Origin of the sequence: Chryseobacterium sp. 7, from assembly GCF_003663845.1 — a bacterium.
GTDB lineage: Bacteria > Bacteroidota > Bacteroidia > Flavobacteriales > Weeksellaceae > Chryseobacterium.
The window spans coordinates 4,016,029-4,035,866 of sequence record NZ_RCCA01000001.1; the positions used below are offsets into that span (position 1 = coordinate 4,016,029).

The 19,838-nt window shown below is 35.0% G+C and carries 15 protein-coding genes, 7 tRNA genes and 1 other RNA gene; 10 read left to right on the top strand and 13 right to left on the bottom strand.

Annotation, left to right across the window (positions count from 1 at the left end; translation table 11 throughout):
- The 8 genes from CLU97_RS18440 to CLU97_RS18475 all read left to right on the top strand — a co-directional run bounded on the left by CLU97_RS18440 (position 1) and on the right by CLU97_RS18475 (position 12,458).
- The gene (locus CLU97_RS18440) at positions 1-978 is read left to right on the top strand and encodes a phage tail protein (RefSeq protein WP_121489234.1); all 978 of its coding nucleotides are present in this window, start codon (positions 1-3) and stop codon (positions 976-978) included.
- A 1-nt stretch (position 979) separates the two neighbouring features.
- Positions 980-2,359 carry a hypothetical protein gene (locus tag CLU97_RS18445; protein WP_121489235.1) on the top strand — a complete coding sequence of 460 codons (1,380 nt, stop codon included), beginning with the start codon at positions 980-982 and terminating at the stop codon, positions 2,357-2,359.
- Positions 2,360-2,602: 243 nt separating this feature from the next.
- Positions 2,603-3,436, top strand: a complete 834-nt coding sequence (locus CLU97_RS18450) for a DNA adenine methylase (protein ID WP_121489236.1) — start codon at positions 2,603-2,605, stop codon at positions 3,434-3,436.
- A 540-nt stretch (positions 3,437-3,976) separates the two neighbouring features.
- Positions 3,977-4,810, top strand: coding sequence for a cell wall anchor protein (locus CLU97_RS18455; RefSeq protein ID WP_121489237.1), 834 nt, complete (start codon positions 3,977-3,979; stop codon positions 4,808-4,810).
- Between the two features lie 4 nt (positions 4,811-4,814).
- Positions 4,815-5,273 carry a hypothetical protein gene (locus CLU97_RS18460; RefSeq protein WP_121489238.1) on the top strand — a complete coding sequence of 153 codons (459 nt, stop codon included), beginning with the start codon at positions 4,815-4,817 and terminating at the stop codon, positions 5,271-5,273.
- A gap of 5 nt (positions 5,274-5,278) precedes the next feature.
- Positions 5,279-7,804 (top strand): FG-GAP repeat domain-containing protein, encoded by a 2,526-nt coding sequence (locus CLU97_RS24100; RefSeq protein WP_228437797.1) that lies wholly within the window; start codon positions 5,279-5,281, stop codon positions 7,802-7,804.
- Between the two features lie 74 nt (positions 7,805-7,878).
- Positions 7,879-11,871, top strand: coding sequence for an RHS repeat-associated core domain-containing protein (locus CLU97_RS18470; RefSeq protein ID WP_228437799.1), 3,993 nt, complete (start codon positions 7,879-7,881; stop codon positions 11,869-11,871).
- On the top strand, positions 11,868-12,458 hold the full coding sequence (locus CLU97_RS18475; RefSeq protein WP_121489239.1) for a hypothetical protein: 591 nt from the start codon (positions 11,868-11,870) through the stop codon (positions 12,456-12,458). The genes CLU97_RS18470 and CLU97_RS18475 overlap by 4 nt, the downstream gene beginning before the upstream one ends.
- A 142-nt stretch (positions 12,459-12,600) precedes the next feature.
- Here the strand turns inward: CLU97_RS18475 and CLU97_RS18480 are convergent, their stop codons facing one another.
- The 12 genes from CLU97_RS18480 to rpsU form a co-directional block, all read right to left on the bottom strand.
- Positions 12,601-13,161, bottom strand: coding sequence for a hypothetical protein (locus CLU97_RS18480; protein ID WP_121489240.1), 561 nt, complete (start codon positions 13,159-13,161; stop codon positions 12,601-12,603).
- Positions 13,162-13,228: 67 nt separating this feature from the next.
- The gene (locus tag CLU97_RS18485; protein ID WP_121489241.1) at positions 13,229-14,458 is read right to left on the bottom strand and encodes a tyrosine-type recombinase/integrase; all 1,230 of its coding nucleotides are present in this window, start codon (positions 14,456-14,458) and stop codon (positions 13,229-13,231) included.
- A 98-nt stretch (positions 14,459-14,556) separates the two neighbouring features.
- Positions 14,557-14,628, bottom strand: a tRNA-Thr gene (locus CLU97_RS18490).
- A 41-nt stretch (positions 14,629-14,669) separates the two neighbouring features.
- A tRNA-Gly gene (locus tag CLU97_RS18495) sits at positions 14,670-14,742 on the bottom strand.
- 86 nt (positions 14,743-14,828) lie between these two features.
- Positions 14,829-14,909: transfer RNA gene (locus tag CLU97_RS18500), tRNA-Tyr, on the bottom strand.
- Positions 14,910-14,929: 20 nt separating this feature from the next.
- Positions 14,930-15,003 (bottom strand) — tRNA-Thr (locus tag CLU97_RS18505).
- An 88-nt stretch (positions 15,004-15,091) separates the two neighbouring features.
- Positions 15,092-15,164: transfer RNA gene (locus CLU97_RS18510), tRNA-Gly, on the bottom strand.
- 87 nt (positions 15,165-15,251) lie between these two features.
- A tRNA-Tyr gene (locus CLU97_RS18515) sits at positions 15,252-15,332 on the bottom strand.
- Positions 15,333-15,350: 18 nt separating this feature from the next.
- Positions 15,351-15,424 (bottom strand) — tRNA-Thr (locus tag CLU97_RS18520).
- A gap of 109 nt (positions 15,425-15,533) precedes the next feature.
- On the bottom strand, positions 15,534-15,824 hold the full coding sequence (locus tag CLU97_RS18525) for an HPF/RaiA family ribosome-associated protein (protein WP_034693158.1): 291 nt from the start codon (positions 15,822-15,824) through the stop codon (positions 15,534-15,536).
- A complete protein-coding gene (locus tag CLU97_RS18530) occupies positions 15,821-16,708 on the bottom strand; it encodes a tyrosine-type recombinase/integrase (RefSeq protein WP_121489791.1) in 888 nt (295 codons plus the stop codon). The genes CLU97_RS18525 and CLU97_RS18530 overlap by 4 nt, the downstream gene beginning before the upstream one ends.
- Positions 16,709-16,786: 78 nt before the next feature.
- Positions 16,787-16,984, bottom strand: coding sequence for a 30S ribosomal protein S21 (gene rpsU, locus CLU97_RS18535; protein ID WP_034693154.1), 198 nt, complete (start codon positions 16,982-16,984; stop codon positions 16,787-16,789).
- 271 nt (positions 16,985-17,255) lie between these two features.
- On the opposite strand from rpsU, the gene ssrA reads away from it, so the two are divergent.
- Together ssrA and CLU97_RS18545 are read left to right on the top strand one after the other, a co-directional pair.
- Positions 17,256-17,657: a transfer-messenger RNA gene (gene ssrA / locus CLU97_RS18540) on the top strand.
- A gap of 422 nt (positions 17,658-18,079) precedes the next feature.
- Positions 18,080-19,228: a hypothetical protein gene (locus CLU97_RS18545; RefSeq protein WP_121489242.1), complete on the top strand. Its 1,149-nt coding sequence runs from the start codon at positions 18,080-18,082 to the stop codon at positions 19,226-19,228.
- A 7-nt stretch (positions 19,229-19,235) separates the two neighbouring features.
- Here CLU97_RS18545 and CLU97_RS18550 read toward each other — a convergent pair whose 3' ends face one another.
- On the bottom strand, positions 19,236-19,823 hold the full coding sequence (locus tag CLU97_RS18550) for a recombinase family protein (RefSeq protein ID WP_121489243.1): 588 nt from the start codon (positions 19,821-19,823) through the stop codon (positions 19,236-19,238).
- Positions 19,824-19,838: the final 15 nt, after the last annotated feature.

The window sequence follows — 19,838 nt, forward strand, 5'->3', positions numbered from 1 at the left end:
ATGGGAGTTTTACAGGAATCAGCAGAGTGGGAAAACAGCATCTATCAGATTGAACAGTCTGATGTGGTACGTGGAGGCGATCCGCAATCGGGAGGTGTTGCTAACAGACAGGCTCAGCAGTTGGCTAATAGAACGAAGTATCTGTATGATAATTTCAGCAAACGAAAAGCCGTAACAATCAAGCAAGTCTCAGCGAGCATTACTTTGGCTTTGTCAGACGTGATGGATAAGGATGTTGTTTTGGATATTCAAAGTAGTGGCAAAATAATAACTGTAAATACTTCGGGCATTATTGATGGTATTGCTATTTCTTTCACTGCACTAGCCACAAATAGAAACGCCGTGAAAATAGAAATGGGGCTACCGATAGAAGGAACTCCAGATGATGAGTTTAAAACGGATTTGTGGTTACATGGAGGAGAAAGTTTTTCAGCCGTTCATTATGGGGGTAAATTGTATATGATAAGTGGAAATATTCACCTGGAAAATATTGGAGAAGTAATCTATGGGTATACTCCACAATCTTTTTGTGTGCCGGCAAACGGTACTGTTATTAACCGTGCAGACTTTCCAAGACTATGGCAAATGATTAACAAATATGCAAAAGTTGTTACAGATTCCGAATGGCTTAGTGGTAATAATTTAAACAGTGGATATTTTTCTTCCGGCAATGGTGTTTCCACTTTTAGAACCCCAGATTTACGAGGCCTGTTTATCCGTGGATTAGACGGAGGAAGAGGTATAGATTTAGATAGAAATTCAAGCACTTTTAAAGATGGTTCTTTTCAGACGGACGCTATAAGAAAGCATAAACATCAACTTGATGATATTCATCCTTATGGTGGATTTGCAGACGTAGGAGGCGGATTTGATGGCGGAGGAAATAACTTTAAATGGAGAAATACCGATACCCAGGAAGTCGGAACCTATGAAACAAGACCACAAAACATAGCCTTAACACCTTATATAAGATTTTAAGATGGATACCACCAATATTAAAAATAAAATCAACCTAAACATCAAAGACAATCAGGCAAGGGAAATTACCGCTGAAAAAGTCAGGGACGTGCTGTATTATATCGTGGATGAGTTTAATGATAACTTTCTCGATGAAAAAGGCATTGATGGAAAACTCGATAAAACTACACAGACTGTTTCAGGTCCTGATACCGTTTTTAAGTATGCCTATATTCTTGACCAGGATAATAATGTCAGAAGAATCCTTGCCGGTGATATGGGGAAAAATGTTGCCAATTCGGCATTGACATCAATTGCCGGAGCCGGATTGACTCTAGGCGCCAACTGGACCATTAATACAGCAGGGTTCTATTATTACCTCAAAAATTTGCCCGATAAATCAACAGATTCCACATTTGTAAGAATGAGAGTCCAGGATTCAACAGGCCAGGAAGCATGGAGTAACGGGAAAAATATCGTTTTACGTTTTCCCTCTCTGGCAACCGATGCCGAAAAAACGACCTTTAGAAATGGACTCAAACTGTCAACTGAAAATTTCTCTACAGGTACCCCAAGGATTGATGTTTTACTCCTTCCTTTTATTGACAATACAAAGAACTTCATTCAATATACAACCCTTGTAGGATTAAATCTATTCGTGGATAATGTTACCCCAAACGCCTATATCAAAATTAAAAGAATCAAGGATATAAACGGCACAAATCTTCCGGCACCCGAAGTATATGATGTCGATAATTTCACTGTGCTACAGAATTTCCCCAATAACCTGAATTTTGGAATCAACTGGAAAACAAAGCCCGAAGGATATTACCAGGTTTTTGTAACCCATAATGGGTTAACAAATTCAAGCTCCCCGGAATTAATCGTAAAAGAAGGATTAACTTACAGTCAGTTTACAGGGATAACGAACTGGAAGAAAGCTTCAGGAGGGGATTCTTCCGTAAATGACACAGCCATTTCATCTGGATCTCAAAACACACTCTATTACTCAGATAACTTAATAAATACCGCCGAAGTAAATGCAGGTTTTATGGCCTCATTTTCTTTAAATAATCAATTAACCAACTATGGAGCGAACTTCGTTAACTTTTGGAGATGCGGGTTAATTGGCAACGGGGATAGCGTATTCTATGGAGTACAGTACTACGATGGCGGGGGAATAGGGATGTTACCCAACACTACATTAGCCGTAAGAAACGATACTTTTCATATTGCCTATTATAACGGAGTCGTATATGTCATCGCCGAAGGAAATGGGAAGACGTACCAACAGTTTAACAGTACTTACAATTTATACCCGAAAAGGTTTGTTTTCCAACTAGGTGGAGGCGGGCAAGGATCTATGAGCATGCAGTTACTAGGAAAAATTCTATTGTCTTAACAGGTACGAACATTTAAACGTACCGAAAAATATTCAAAAAATTACCTTTTTATAGTCAGTTTGTTCTGCACATTAGGTAAACACCTTATAAAGTGGGATTATAAGCTGACTACATTATATGCCATTCTAACAAGTAGTAATCTCGTTTTTGACAGCATTGCCTATGCCCAAAAAGATGAATAAAAAAACTCAGAAGCTATTACAGTGATGCTAATATATTAATCGTTTAATACAATAATCACAATGAAAAATTATACTCAGGCTCCTTTGCCTTTTCAGGGACAGAAAAGAAAATTTTTAAAACACTTTAAAGAAGCTTTAAAAGAATTCTCACCCAATGCTACCTATGTAGATTTATTTGGTGGATCGGGACTGCTCAGCCATACTGTCAAAAATTTCTATCCGAATGCAACGGTTATTTATAATGATTTTGACAATTACACCGTACGCATTGAGAATATTGATAAGACCAATGTTTTACTGGCCGATATTCGGGCAATCTGTTCTAAAAACTCCAATAGAAAAGACAAAGAAAAACTAAGCGAAGGCATTTGCCATGAAATTATTGAAAGAATAAGCCATGAGCAAGGTTTTATCGACTGGGTGACCATATCATCATCGTTACTGTTCTCCATGAATTATGTGACAAACTTTGACCAGCTGAAAAAAGAAACATTCTATAATAGGGTCAGATTAAATGATTATAACGCAGAGGGCTATCTTGAAGGGGTAAACAGGACTAAAAAAGATTATCGTGATTTATTTGCCGATTATAGAAATAATACAGATGTAGTCTTTTTGGTTGATCCTCCCTATCTATCAACAGATACCACAACATACAACCGTAATGATTATTGGAAATTGTCAGACTATCTCAATGTACTCAAGACTATTGAAGATACATCTTACTTCTATTTTACAAGCAATAAAAGCCAAATTACAGAGCTTTGCGAGTGGATGCAGCAGCATGGATACTGCAGAAGTCCTTTTGATGGAGCTAAAACCATAACTGTAGGAACACAGTTAACTTACAATGCCGCTTATAATGATATAATGATCTATAGAAATATTTTTTAAACAGTATTTCAATTCTATTTAAAGCATCCCAAATGGATGCTTTTATTATATATACAAACAACAAACATAACAATAAAGTCAGGTCAGTACTTTTCCCGTTTTGTATCGCCAATTATAAGTTCAAAAAATATCTCTATATTAGCACCCATAATTTTTACGAAACAAGCGTAAGCTCTGTCGAATTGGTATTAGAAAACTAGGAATCTTCTCATACAACCAAATTTGATAGACTTACGCCCATGTCCTATACTGGGCACTGGGCGGAGTCTTTCTGGTTGTAGGGTATCCTAGTACCTCTAATACGGATTGACTTTTGCTCCGTGCCTTTCTTATTTTAATATGATTTTTATCACAGGTAAGAAAATACGTCACGGTTTGTCGCCGTGTCGTGATAGCTTTGCATTAGAACGGCTGAAAACACATAAATAATAAGGTTAAGAATGTTCATGCTAAATCTATAAAACAACTCTTTATCTTGTGAACAAAAAAATATACTTTTGCAGGAAAGTTAAAACATAAATATTTAATACATATATAATTATGAAAGTACAATTATTTTCGATTGCACTATTAGTGTCATCATTTTCATTCGCCCAAAGCTGGAATACTACTGGGAATTCAGGGACTAATCCATCCAATAATTTTATTGGAACTACAGACAACCAACCTCTGGTTTTTAAAACGAACAATACAAAAGTGATGAACATTCTTCCAAATGGAGTAGTACACGTAGGGATTAATGATCCGGGAGGAAGTGGTGAGGCTTATTTCAGAATCTATAAGGAAGACAATCTGGCTTTTGAGATCGCTAATTCATTGGGATCATTCCAGATCGGAAAATCAGGCTGTTCAGGCTGTTGGGGTGGACAAATCGGAGATACAGTTCTTAGAAACTTAGGAAAAAGCCACAATATCATTATCGCTCAACCTAATGATGGTAATGACGGTTCTACCTATTTCGGTATTCAGGATGCTTATAATGGAACCTGGGTCAAGTTCTTCAATAATGCCATTGCCAGATTTGACGGTAAAATTAAGGCTAAAGAAGTTGAAGTAAAAGCTAATGTATGGGCTGATTATGTCTTTAAAAAAGAATACCAGCTGAAATCTTTAGAGGAGGTTGAAAAACATATTATTGAAAAAGGGCATTTGCCTAACATTCCCACTGCTCAGCAAGTACTGGAAAACGGAATTAACGTTGCTGAGATGAATTCTAAGCTGCTTGAGAAGATTGAAGAATTAACATTATACTCTATTGAGCAAAATAAGAAATTACAGCAACAGTCAGAAAAGATTGAAATATTAGAACAGCAATCCAGGGAACTTAGAGAGTTAAAACAACAGGTTCAACAATTATTATCAAACAAAAAATAATCAAATGAAAAGAAAATTACTATCACTTTCATCCCTGATGATAGGCTTCTTTGGATTTTCCCAAACCGAAGTCTATTTCAAATATGATGAAGCAGGAAACCAACGGTACAGGGGAACTAATATCGCTGGGAAAACAGCACAGGAGCCTGTACAAACCGTAGCTAAAACAGTTTCCTCCACCCAAATTATAGATGAAACTTCATTTTGGAAACAGATAAGATTATATCCAGTTCCGGTAAATGACTATCTTACGATTGACTGGACAGAGGAAGTAGATGGACTCATAGAATCTGTTTCACTCTATCAGCATAGCACTGTTCACTGGAAATTCCACGAGCAGAATACACCTGATCTTAACAAGCAAGTCAAAATTAACATGACAGGATATGACTGGGGAGTATATATTGTACAATTTACCCTAAAAGATGGAAGAATTTTTAGTAAAAATATCACCAAACGATAACAATCATGAAACGTTACGATAAGAAAATACAACTATTTTCATCATTCATACTGTCTTTATTTTCGGTAATGGGATTTTCGCAGACCATACTGTATCAGACAGAAGGTGTCTCAAGAACGGTTCAGGATCCACAATCAGTGGTGTTAGCTGAGGGATTCTATGCTTCTTCCAGCTCATCGAATCCCTTTGTTGCTAAGATCGGTCCAGCTACTGAGAATCCGGGAGGTGGACCAATTGATTCTAATGCAGGCACAACTAATCCATCAGGGACAACTGCACCTGTTGGAAAGAGTTTTCATGACACTAAAGGAAATATTGAAGTTAATGGAGCCGGGCAATTGCAATTCACATTACCTATTGCCCTGCCTCCAGGAGTAAAAAGTGTAGCACCACAGATCAATCTATTGTATACCAGTGGGGCTTCTAATGGAATAGCTGGTTATGGATGGAATATTTCAGGAATTACCTCTATTTCAAGAGCCGGAAAAACAATTGATAAAGACGCAGAAGCTAAAGCAGTACAAATGGATTATTCTGATTATTATAGTTTTAATGGTCAGCGATTGATTTTAAAATCTGGAGAATATGGTAAAGATGGTGCAGAATATGTGACAGAGAAATATTCTAATATCAAAATAAAATCTGTCGGAAATAGTTTAAATATTTCAGGACCTAACTATTGGGAAGTAACTTTTGAAAATGGTTCTCAAGCTAAATATGAGAAAACATTTTCAACAGGATTTATGGGAGATACAACCCCTGCATTGGAGTATAACATCACAAAATGGAAAGATCCTCAAGGGAACTTTATCACATACAACTATGAATATACACCACTTGGTTCCGCGGGTATTAATGGTGGCGTGTCCAGAATATCCACTATAACATGGGGAGGAAATGAAACATTAAACAAACCTCATTATAACAGCATTGAATTTACTTATATAGACAGGGACTTGATCGAACAGTCATATGTACAGGGATTAAAATATACTCAAAATAAACTTTTGTCCGAAATTAAGGTAAGTTACAATGGCAGTCAATTTAAAAAATATGGAATTGATTACATTAAAAATGGAACAAATTATCAATCAGTTGATAAGATAACGGAGTACAATGCAGATAACAAAGCTGCTAATCCGGTCGCTTTTACTTATCCAGCTCCTACCCAGCCTGTTTTAGAGTTTTCAGATAATAATGTAGATAGCTTTGAAAACGTAAAGCTGACAGGTGACTTTAATGGTGATGGATATTTGGATTTCTCCCTGAATAATGGTGTAGTAAAACTTGGAGGACTTAATAATACCTTTACTGATGTTTCTACAGGTAAAACTTTTAATACAGAAGCAAAAGTCGTTACTACATTGCTCGACGAAGAAGGGCAAGTTTATAACGGAAATGGGATTGTTCAATATGAAGGCGGCAAAGTAGAAGGTTATATATTCAGAAGCAATATTTTTGTTAAAGTATTTGAAAAAGTAATATCTCCAACAGTATGTACAGTATGTGATGCCACCTTGAATGAAGGTGATATTGACGGAGATGGGGTGTCTGATGTTTTCCTTAATTTAACAAGCTCTGGCGCGGCCAATGGGTTTACTGATAAATTTATCATAGACTTGAAAAACTCAAACAATACTGTTTCTAATTATTCCCTGGAAAGAGGCCAATCTGAAAGTTTTTACACAAATCAGAAATATCTCGATATAAATGGGGACAGGAAAGTAGATATTATTGATATCTCCAATACCGCTTATACTGTATTTGAGTTCATAAAAACAGCTCCCAATCAATATCTTAAAAAGATAAAATTCACAGGTACTTTAGTCGAGACAAAGGCATCGGAATACCCTGTGTTGTTTGGAGACTTTAACGGTGATGGAAACCTTGACTTTACGATCCCAACAACAGATAACAAGGATAAAGATAACTGGAGGTTTTATATGGGGACGGGAAAAGGATTTTCCAATATCTTAAAAACAGATTTTTTGAAATACAGAAAGCCAGATGACTTTCAAAATAGTAATTATCCTACTTTTAATATTTACAGGAATTTTTACACTACCTCAGATATTAATAGGGATGGAAAATCAGATATTGTACACATCAACTCTTTTAATAAAGCGGGTGTAGTAAATTCGAGCGGATTAATACTTAAAAGATATTATGGCTATACTATTGATGCTTATACGGCTAATGGAGCTATAGCAAATGGAAGTCCTGATTTTTATATCAGTTATAATTATGGAGGGTATAATTACGTAACCAGTTCCAGTGAATTTGCTTTATTCTCTCCCGTCACCTCACAGGTAAAGGTCAACAACAACTATTATGATGTACTATTATTCTGGAAAGAGAGAATGCATAAGCTTAAATCTCCTTCTCCTGTTGGAAAACTAGCACAAGTACAATCAATTACGCAAGGAGGTATCGTTACATCAGCAGACTATATGGAAGTGATTCCGAATAATCCGACACTTCCTAATTTCTACCAAAAAGTAAAAAAGAATATTACCCATATTTTTCATTAAGTAGGGCAGACCAGTCCTATGCAGTTTCTCAGCTTAGACAAGAAGGCAGAAAGCAGGATTTCCGATACAGAGGAATGACAGGACATTTACAAGGCAAAGGCATGATGGGATATCATCAGTCTGCCCGATCGTCATGGTATGCTGACGGTTTTGAAAATACCAAAATCTGGTCTGGAGCAGAGATGGATCCTCTTTTTGATGGTGCCCCGGTAAAAGAATGGAGCATCAGGACAAGCAATGAAAATAATATTTTTCCAACAGATATTTCCGAGAACAATTCTCAATTATTGAGTTTCAAATCCACTGTATATGAGTCTTATAAATTGTTAAACGGACAGATAGTAAGTACTCCTGTTTCTGATACAGATAAGCCAAGGATCGTTACAGCGACTGTTCCAAAAAGCACTAAAACAAAGGACTTTCTTAGTGGAACGATAACAAACAGCTCTATTGTTTACGGAGATTATTACCTTCCGAAACAAACTATTACCAATGTAAATAATGGTTATGCCGTAACCACTTCCGATTTTGAATATACTCATAATATAGCAGCGGCAGGTTCTGATTATTTTGTGGGACGTCCACGGTCTAAGACCGAGCAAATTTCTGCCTACGGTGATACGAAATCTTCCAAAGAAGAATATACCTATGAAAATAATCTATTAAAAACCTTAAAAACATGGAATCGGGACAATACAGGGTATTTGCTTGAAACATACAATTATGATGGTTTTGGAAATATTACCGAGAAGACAATCAGCAATAGTGTTGACTCCCAAACCCAAACAAATGGAACCCTGTATGATCCTAAAGGAAGATTTGTTGTAAAGAAAACAGATAATTTAGGATTAGAAACAGGTATTGAGTATAACGATTGGGGACAGGTAAAAAAACAAACTGATGCTTTAGGAAATACGCTTGTTAATACCTATGATGCCTGGGGAAAATTATTGACCTCTAAAACCAATCTTGGAGGCACAACAACCTATCAATATAATAGAGATGATAATGCTAATATCACTGTTACACAGTATAATCCGGATGGAGATATTTCAAAAAAATATACCAATAAGCTGGGACAGGAATATAAAATCTCTACGAAGGCATTTGGACAGGGGCAATTTGTCTCTCAGGAGACCGGGTATGATGTACTGGGCAGAAAGATCAAAGAGTCTGAGCCTTACTTTGACGGGCAGAGTCCAAGTCAATTTAATACCATTGCTTATGACGACACGGTTTTTCCTGCTAAAATAACAGCCACTTCATTTAGTGGTAAGCAAATGGAGACCTCTGTTTCAGGTTTAACATCTACTGTAAAAGAACTAAATGGATATGGGAGAACAACGTCAAAAACTACTGATGTCTTAGGCAATGTAAGTTCTTCCACGGATAAAGGTGGAACAATCCAGTTTACTTACAATGCGGCAGGAGAACAAATAAAGGCACAATATGCTGAAAATATTGTGACCACTAAGTACGACTCCTGGGGTAGAAAATCAGAATTTAACGATCCTTCCAATGGCATTTACAAATATGAATACGATGGACTTGGACAGCCGAAAAAAACAATCAGTCCAAAAGGAACAAAAGAATTTACCTATAATAACTTAGGTCAGCTCATCTCGCAGAAGGAGATTTCAACAATAGACGGAGGACAGGCAACCAATAAACTGATTTCGTATTCATACGATAATAAAGGAAGGATTATTTCCAAATCGGGAACATCTAAAGGAAAAGCCTATAGCTCAAATGTTTCGTATGACCCTCAGGGAAGGCTGTTATCTTCATCTGAAAGCAGTAATGGAAAATATTTTATCCAGAAAGGAATTACTTATGACGATAAAGGAAGGGTAACCTCTTATGAAAAGCAACTCTATTCTTCCGGTGTCCTTACTAAAATTCAGATTGAGAATCTCTACAGCGCATGGAATGGTGAGTTGTATCAAGTAAAGGATAAAGTTACAGGCAAAGCCCTTTGGGAACTAAAAGAAACCAATGCTAAAGGACAAGTGCTGAAATCAAAGCTTGGAGCAGCAGATATTAACAATACCTATGGTACGAATGGTTTCTTGACAAATGTGAATCATTCTTCACAGGTAAAACCAGGTATCCTGCAATTATCTTATTCATTTGATGCGATCAAAAATGAACTCAAGAGTAGAACTACCGGAGGGGATTTTAACATTAATGAATCTTTTGATTATGATGATAATAACCGTTTGGTAAACTGGACCAATCCTGTTACGGGAGTTAAACCTCAATCTAACAGAAATGTTTATGACATTAAAGGAAGAATTACACAAAACGATCAGGTAGGAACAATTAAGTTTGAAAATTCTGCTAAGATTTATCAGGCTACAGGAATGACATTAAATGCGGCTGGAGAACAGAATTATAATAATGATCTGATCCAAAGCATTACCTATAATGAGAACAATGATCCTGTATTCATTGATGGAACGAAAGGAGATGTTGCCTTCCAGTATGGATTAACTTCAATGAGGCAGAGGGTCACGTATGGTGGAAATTTCAGCAATGATACAGAAGGTAAATTCACTAAATTTTATAGTGAGGATGGAAGCTTTGAAGTCGTGAAAGATAATACTACCGGAAAGGAAAAGCATATTCTCTATATTGGTGGAACACCATATGAATCAAATATTGTATATTTAAAAAACTTTACAGAGAGTAGTGGTTCTTATAAATTTTTGCATAAAGATTATATCGGAAGTATTTTAGCCATCAGTGATGAAGCCGGAAATAAACTTGAGCAGAGACACTTTGATGCATGGGGAAATTTCACTCATCTACAAATTGGAAGCGGAGCAATTATTACAGATAAAAATATAATTGACAATACTTCGTTGTTATTGGAAAGAGGCTATACCAGCCATGAGCATTTTGCAGAGGTAGGAATCATCCATATGAACGGAAGGCTGTATGATCCTTTATTGAGAAGATTCTTAAATGCAGATGAAAATATTCAGGATCCTTACAATACCCAAAACTATAACAAGTATGGGTATGTATTGAATAATCCTCTGATGTTTAATGATCCAAGTGGAGAGTTTTGGGTTGCCGGATTCTTTTTAACTTATTTAGCACCAGTAATTTGGGGAGTAGCAGTAGGAACACTGATCAGTGCAGGGATGTATGCGATACAGGCACTGGTCATGAATAGCTGGTCATGGAATGGTTTTGCCAATGCCCTTCTAATGGGTGCAGTCACAGGAGGCGTCTCCGGGGGGCTGGGACAGGTATTCAGTGCCAGTGGTTTCTGGGGATCTGTAGGAAGCAGTGCTTTTGTAGGAGCAGGAACAGGAGGTGTTACGGCTTTGCTTAGCGGACAGAATTTCCTTGAAGGAATAATAAAAGGGGCGGTAATAGGTGGTGCTATTGCAGGAATATCTTATTATGGAGCTAAATTCTTTTCAACACCTAATGATTATCAAGGTCAAACAGTAGACATATTAGATACTGAATCTGAAAGAATTTATGGTACTCCTGTTGAGCATAGTTCGGATCAGGTTTTAAAAGTTATAAATAAAGAATATAAAGGAGCATTACCTACTAATGCGAGTGTCCTCGCATTACATGATGCAAATGATCTCCCTCAATATCTGAAAGATAACGGATATACCTTTGATGGAACAGTTCTGAGAAATGGCGATAAACAAGAAGTTCTAGCAACTACGACCCCATTTTATAAAAATAAATATATGCGATACGTCTTTGCTCCCAATGTGTCAAGATCTTACCAGCAGTTAGTAAAAACTACAGGACATGAGCTATTGCATGGGACTTTTTTTTCAAAAGGTATAAGCTCATTTGATATGGTGCTTCAGACGTGGGGAATTAAAGCATATCCAGATGAATTGACGAACCACCATGGGATAATCTCTGTATGGGAAGATAAGTTTTTGAAATATAAAGGATGGCAAAATCTCCCAATTAATAAATTACCTCCAATTAATTTGGACGGCTTAAGGCCTGCATCTCCAGGACATATATTTCAAAAAGACTTGATGCTTAAAATTATGAATAACTTTTTTAATAAAACCAAATGAAAAAATACATATTGATATTCTCATTAATTTTTTTATTCTCTTGTTCAAAAAAAGAAGAGGTAAGAAAGGATACCGTTACATTGGAATATAAATACAATTTAAATAAGAAAGAATATAATTTAATATTTACAAATAAAACAAATGAAGATTTAACCATTTTAATTCCTAATGAGCTCGCTTTTGTTTTATATTATAAGACAGATGAAGAAGACACAAAAAATATATTAGAAAATGTTGAAAGGGTAATTTATTGTAATATCAAAAATCGCCCTGCTTCAAAATCTGCTATGATTCTAAAAAAAAGTTATTTCAGTTATTTTCATAAGAATGATTCAAAATATGAATTTACTGCTGTTGATTTAAAATGTAACGAGAAAAAAGAAATTTCATATGATATTCTGGTGAATAAAAAGACCAATTTCGGGCATAGAAATTTATATAAACAGTATATTCCCAAAATGAGGGATTTACTAAATCAGGATCCTTACGTCAGTGTTATTAAACAATATTTAGAATTTAATGAACATAGCTATAAATTATATTTGGAGGATTTTGATGTTAAAGATAGCTTAATCATAAAGCCTTAATTTAACATCTTAAATTCCTGTATCAATTGATGCAGAAATTTTTCACTGTTACTTCACCCTTAATAAGAGGCTGTCCAAATTTTTCGGACAGCCTCTTTATTATCATTTATTTATAAAATATCAATTCAGCACTTTTACTGAACTATTCCGCCACTTCATATTGTGAATTTTCCCATTTTATATAATTCATATACAATATCAGCTTCATGAAATGCATCATCGGCACCACGGTGCAGCTCTGTATAATCGGTTTTACCAAAAAGAAGTCATATGCTTCTTGAACATTTGGCCATTTATAACCAGACATTGACGGAATTTTACATACATCTGTAGCAATTTTCATTGGACAAGACAGTTTTTTAGGGAAAATAAAACCTCTATGTTCCATGAATCCAAAGTCAAAAACATTATTGTAGGCCGTTGTACCATATTGATAAGAATAAAGAATTGATTGAATCTCAGGTTTAAGTAAATCTAAAGATTTAGACCTTCTTATATCTTCTATTGTAAGGGTTGAATTTTTAACAATCCATGAGTTTTTGACTTCTTGTTTCGTAATTCCTTTTTCATGAGTAACTTGATCAAATAATATTTTCTTTTTACCATTTGAAAGATCAAGCTCAACAATTCCCACTTCAACGATTTTACCTCCCTCTTGAAGAAATCCTGTTGTTTCAATATCAAGGATCAATATTTTTTCCATTATTTATGTGTTAATCATAACAAAGATATGAAATATGGTAAACATGCCTATAAGCTACTTTAATCAGTTAAGAACGTTCACCAATCCCAAGTCTCACCTGTTTTAAAACCTCATTTTCCCTCTTTTTCTTCCCTACAGTGTAAACTTTGGTGATAGCATCTGTTCGATGGCTGGCTGCTGTCTTTGCAAGATTAATATCCGGTATAGGGATATAATCCGGCGTTAATGGATCAGATTTAAATCCATCTAATATATCTAAGAACAAATGCTTCAGAGCATAGAAATCTTCTGTAACCTTTATAATATTTCCATGTTCATCTTTTATATTGTCCGACTGCTTTATTAGTCTATACCAACGTTTGGTAATTTGATATGGCTGTATTGGATCCTTTCCCGGAACCAAACCTTTGGAAAAAAGATAATCATTTTCAGATTTGCACATGGATAAAATTTCCCGCCAATAAGGAATCGCATCAGGAAGAATAACTTTGATAGTTTCTGTATATTGTCTCCCCTTCCTAATAATGACTTTATATTCCTGTTGAATTAAATTAACGTCTTTTTTCTGCAATCTCATTAATTCTGATGTTCTAGCTCCCGAAAGAAAAAATATCTTAAAATATCGAAAGAAATCAGGGTAATTCTCTTCTATATAATCGTGGACTATTTGGTATTTTGAATCTGAAAGAGTTTCCCGAATTGTTACAGTTGTTTTCTGCTTGGATATTTCTCTACATGGGTTATGCTCAATACAACCATACTGAATGAGTTCTTTGAATAAACTCATCATAACACTTCTATATTTATTGTAAACAGAAGGTGTTAATTTAGCGTGTTCAAAAGCATTTTTGATATGCCAAATTTTCACTTCTGATATTTTCAGCTCATCATATTTTAACCTTTCAAAAAAAGGTTTTAATCGGGCTATACACTGCTTGACTTGTTTTAAATGAATTGATGATGCACTAATTTTATCGTATGCCAATTCCAATGCTTTTATAAACGGAGTATTAGGAGACAGCTCCTCATAATCCAAGTTCGGGAATTTTTTCAGAATAGGATCGTAGCCTGACAAAAGCAGATTTTTTTCATTTTCTACCAGCTGTTTTGTCAAATTTCTCTTTTCTTCCAGAGTTTTAGCTCTATTCATACCTTTTATTCTTATTTGCTTACCTTTTGGGGCAAGGTCTGAATAAAAGTAATAAGAAATAATCCAATCTTTAGTTAATAAATCGGATCTAGTTCCTGTCTTCCAATTTGCAGGAGTTACTGTGATTTCGGAAAATTTTGTTGTCATTTTACAAACACTTTTATAAGCACTTTTTAAAATTGACAACTCGCAAAGTATTTAAATTAAAAGCGGAAAACCTAATGTGGGAAAGGCTTTCCGCCTAGAGCCAACTACGGGACTTGAACCCGTGACCTCTTCCTTACCAAGGAAGCACTCTACCGCTGAGCTAAGTCGGCATTAACTAAAAAAATCACACTAAGTAGCGTGATTTTTGTTGAGCGGAAGACGGGGGTCGAACCCGCGACATTCAGCTTGGAAGGCTGACGCTCTACCAACTGAGCTACTTCCGCAATTTTGTTTCCAAAATTATTGGTAAACGCTGTGCAAACCTAAGAAAACTTATTTAATTTTGCAACTTTTTTTATAATATAAAATGTGGGGAGAGCAGGATTCGAACCTACGAAGCCGAAGCAACTGAGTTACAGTCAGTCCCATTTAGCCACTCTGGAATCTCCCCAGATATTTTATATTAAAATGAGCCTCCAGAGGGATTCGAACCCACGACCCCGAGATTACAAATCACGTGCTCTGGCCAACTGAGCTATGGAGGCATTTTAATAAAAGACTGAAATTGATCGAGAAACTCTACTCTACAGATTTCAGTGTTAAAAAAAATCACATTATAAAGGTGATTTTTTGAGCGGAAGACGGGGGTCGAACCCGCGACATTCAGCTTGGAAGGCTGACGCTCTACCAACTGAGCTACTTCCGCAATTTTGTTTCCAAAACTATTGGTAAACGCTGTGCAAAACTAAGAAAACTTATTTAATCTTGCAAGTTTTTTTATAAAAATATAAAGTGGGGAGAGCAGGATTCGAACCTACGAAGCCGAAGCAACTGAGTTACAGTCAGTCCCATTTAGCCACTCTGGAATCTCCCCAAAAGTTTATATTTTATGAGCCTCCAGAGGGATTCGAACCCACGACCCCGAGATTACAAATCACGTGCTCTGGCCAACTGAGCTATGGAGGCAAATATAAAAAAGAATTCAAAAGATCGCTGTTCCTTTTTTGCGAGTGCAAATATAGAACGGATTTTTTGAATTCTCAAATATTTTAGAAACTTTTTTTAACTTTTTTTTCTATGCCATTTCTTTTTTCTTGATTAGTAGCTTTTTAGCTGTATCAACACAAAGATCCAAACTTTCTTCAAAACTCGCGGATGTCTTCTTTACTACGATATCGTCTCCCGGAACCGCCAAAATAATCTCAGCCGTTTTATTAGCTTTATCAGCGTTATTTTCCACTTTTAAAAATACCTTGCACTCCTGAATTTTGTCATAAAAGGTATCCAATTTGCTTACTTTTTTGTCAATGTGTGACTCTAGTGGTTCGTGTGGTGTTAAACCAATTGATTGAACTGAAATCTTCATAATTCTTCTTTTTTTGATGCTCGAGGGTGAGCCTGATTAAACACTTTTTTCAATTGTTCAATATTAGCATTCGTATAGACTTGAGTACTGGCAAGACTGGAATGCCCTAATATTTTTTTCACTTTGGAGATCTCCGCCCCATTATCCAAAACGTGTGTAGCAAAGCTATGCCGAAGGATGTGAGGACTTTTTTTTTCTTTCGTTGTTACAAGACTAAGGTACTTATTAACTACCACATAAACAAATTTTTCGTTGAGTTTTTTCCCTTTCTTATTGACGAAAAAATATGATTTAAATTCTGTCTGCGGATTTCTTATTTCCAGATAACTTTTAAGGAGTTCAGACAATTCATGGGAAATAGGAATTACCCTTTCTTTATTTCCTTTTCCTATTACTTTTAATTCATTTCCATATAAGTCAACATTCTCAAATATCAGGCCACAAAGTTCGGCTTTACGCATCCCTGTCTGATAAAGCACCTCCATAATACATTTTTCCAGCACATCATGTACATGTTCGAAAATTCTGTCATTAAGATCTGTCATTTCTTCTTTAGACATAGGTATCTGTTTTTCAGCGTAAAACTTCAGGGAAGAAATACCTTCTGTGGGAGAAACTTTAATTTCGCCTATTTTTAAAAGAAAAAGATAAAAACTACGGAGGGAAGATAATTTTCTATTGATACTTCTTTTGGAAATATCATTTTCGCTTAGTTCAACGATAAAATTTCTGATAATTTTCTTGTCTGCTTTGGCCAGATTGTCTGAAGATTCTGTTCGGAGAAAGAAATGGAAAAAGTCTTCAAGGTCTTTTTTGTAGCTTGTGACGGTATGAGGAGAATATCTTTTTTCGAATTGTAAGTATTCTAAAAATTTTTCCAGCATCATAAGTATAAAAATAAAAATTCACTCCTCAAATATAAGAATTTAAGAAGTGAATTAATATATGGTTAAGAAAAAATCTTAAGCCTGCTCTTCTTTGCTAAGTGCTCTTTGTTTGTAAGCCGCTTTTAGTCTAGCTTGTCTCAAAGTTACAGAAGGCTTAATAAACTGTTGTCTAGATCTTAATTGACGAACAGTTCCTGTTTTATCAAATTTTCTCTTGTATTTCTTTAAAGCTCTGTCGATGGATTCACCATCTTTTACTGGAATTATTAACATATTTTACATCTCATTTTGGATTGCAAAACTAAACATTTTTTTTTACAACACAAAATATATTACCATAAAGAAGCACTACACGATGTCAAATATTTCAATAAACCCATTATTAAAAGCAGTTAGCGTATAATAATATTTTCATCCACAATCACTGAAGATATTCCAATTCTGATATTTTCAACTTGCCTATCCCACCTACTATTTTCATTAAAATCATCCATATTAATGAAATGTAAACAAAAAGCATTATCTTTGCGTCCACTTTATTCATGGGGTTGACTGGTTTCGACAGCAAGACCAATGGGTAAGTAAGCATGCAGAGAACCGTAGCGCGATCTCTATAATCCCTTGCTACAAAATTTTAACTGGCAACGAAGAGTTCGCTCTTGCAGCTTAATATCGAAGTATAGTAGATCAAGCGTTTTCCCGAAGATTTCAGTAGGGAAGCAAGATATTCCACAAATGCTCTGTTCTGCGGCGTTTGATCCTGGGATATAGGAATGCGGAAATAAGGCTTTAGAAGCTTTGACTAAAGCTCGAAAACTTCAGAAGATAAGCTGGTAGTTGGGTGTCTATCCTCTGCTTCCAGTCGAAAACCAATGGTAGAATAAGCATGTAGAAAGCTTATGTATTGCTTGTTTGGACGAGGGTTCGAATCCCTCCAACTCCACTTTTTAAACTAAAGAGAATTTGTAAATTATTGAATTTTAAATAATTACATTTTCTCTTTTTTATTTTGTATCCGAAATTGTATCCGAAAATTAATATTGCTAATTATTATATCTAATTAAACCTTATTTAATTCATTTGAATAACACCTCAATTATAATGGTTTTATCAAATGTAAAGATACGAATTACCGAAATAATTTCAAATAGATAAATACCATTTTAGATATATAGAATAATAAAAGTAACTACTAACACCCCGATAGTAAAAACGTCTCGTTTTACCTCATTTCTGATTTGTCGATAGTGATAATTATATTTTCTTGGAGTGGGTTACCCTTCATTTTGGCTATATTTAAAGTGATTGTAATCTTCGTTTTAAATATTTGAAGTAAAAACATTAGTATATTTGAATATTAAACCGCACATGAAGAAATCCATTCAAAAACCAGAAAATTGGCAAGACTTTGAAACCCTATGCAAAAAATTATGGGGTGAAATTTGGAATATACCTACGAAAATTAAAAAAAATGGGAGAAGTGGTCAGTCACAATCAGGAGTTGATGTGTATGGAATACCGAAAGGTGAAAGTTCCTATTGGGGAATACAATGTAAAGGGAAAGACAATTATACAAATGCTCGACTAACAACAAAAGAAATTGAAAATGAAATAACAAAAGCAAAAACATTCAATCCAAAACTTGAAGTTTTTATTTTTGCCACTACAATGAATAAGGATGTTGAAATTGAAGAATTTATACGTTTAAAAGATATTGAAAGTAGAGAAAATGGTGATTTTGAAATTCTTTTATTCTGTTGGGAAGATATTGCTGATTTAATTGAGGAGAATTTGGACACATATAATTTTTGGGTTGCAAATAAACTACATAAAACTAAATTTGATTTTGAAGTTTATTTGAATGAATTTGAAAATGAATTTGTTATCAAACCAAAATGCATTAGAAAAATAAAACGATACAGATTAAAAGAGCCTGAAGTAGAGAGATTAGATACTGGAATTTCACCACTATTTAATAATGCTGAGTTAGTGAGAAAACTTTCAATGATTGGCTACCAGCAACCCATACTTCAAAATAATTTTAGTTCTCGAAAAGTTAACGAAGCAATATGTAGTTTTGAACTAATTATGGCAAATACAGGCTCAGCAGTTATTGAAGATTGGAGATTGACGTTTAGAGTAACGGGGGAACATAAAGAAATTATGGACCAGTTGGGAACTGGACCGATGGGAATGATTGACATAGGATTTTTAAAACACAAGAGAACTCACGTAACTGGTAATAGAATTTCTTATAATCCAAAAGATAACGAACCATTAATCCAAAAAGACAATAGATACTTTGAGGCATTTATTATACCATTATGTAAAGAGTATATTATACCTGTTGAATGGGAATTATTAGCAAGAGATTTTGATAAATCTGGAACTTTATTTTTAAATATAAAGCCTCAGTATGAAGACAAAATCACCTATGAATATGTCGATACTGAGGATGATTTGAAAGAGGATGAAATTATTTCCATTGACGAGAAGAAAAACTATACGGATGACTAATAAATTTTCACAAATTATTTTTAACTTTCTGAACAGTTCCAATGCTAACATTACAAATTTTTGCAGTGTCCCGGATTGAATTTCCTTTCTTTAGGCTTTTAATCACCTCTTTATACTTAGATAGAAAATCTTCCATGCTCTCCGTAGAACCTTTCTCACGCCCTTTGTAAATACCTTTAGCCTTTGCAAGTGCTATTCCCTCACGTTGACGTTCTAAAATGGTTTCTCGTTCCATTTCGGCGATGTTAGCCATAACAGAAATTATGAGTTTAAATGCCTGATTTTCCTTTCCTTTGATTAAACTTTCTATTCCGAGATTATCCACTTTGAGAATAACACCCTTTTCTTTGAAAAATTCCAGAGTAGTAAGAATGTCGTAAAGATTCCTTCCTAGTCTGTCAATAGAACTTACAGAAACGTAATTTATTTCGTTCCCTTCAATTGCCTTTATAAGCTCTTTTCCCTGTGCTCTATCCTTAAAGGGAGTAGAACCGCTAACAATATCAGTAAATATTCTTTCACCCTGCGACTGTTTTTCTTCCTGTCTTGCTGTGTTCTGCGCTCCTGTGGAAACTCTTATATATCTTGCTTTCATGCTATAAATTGTTAT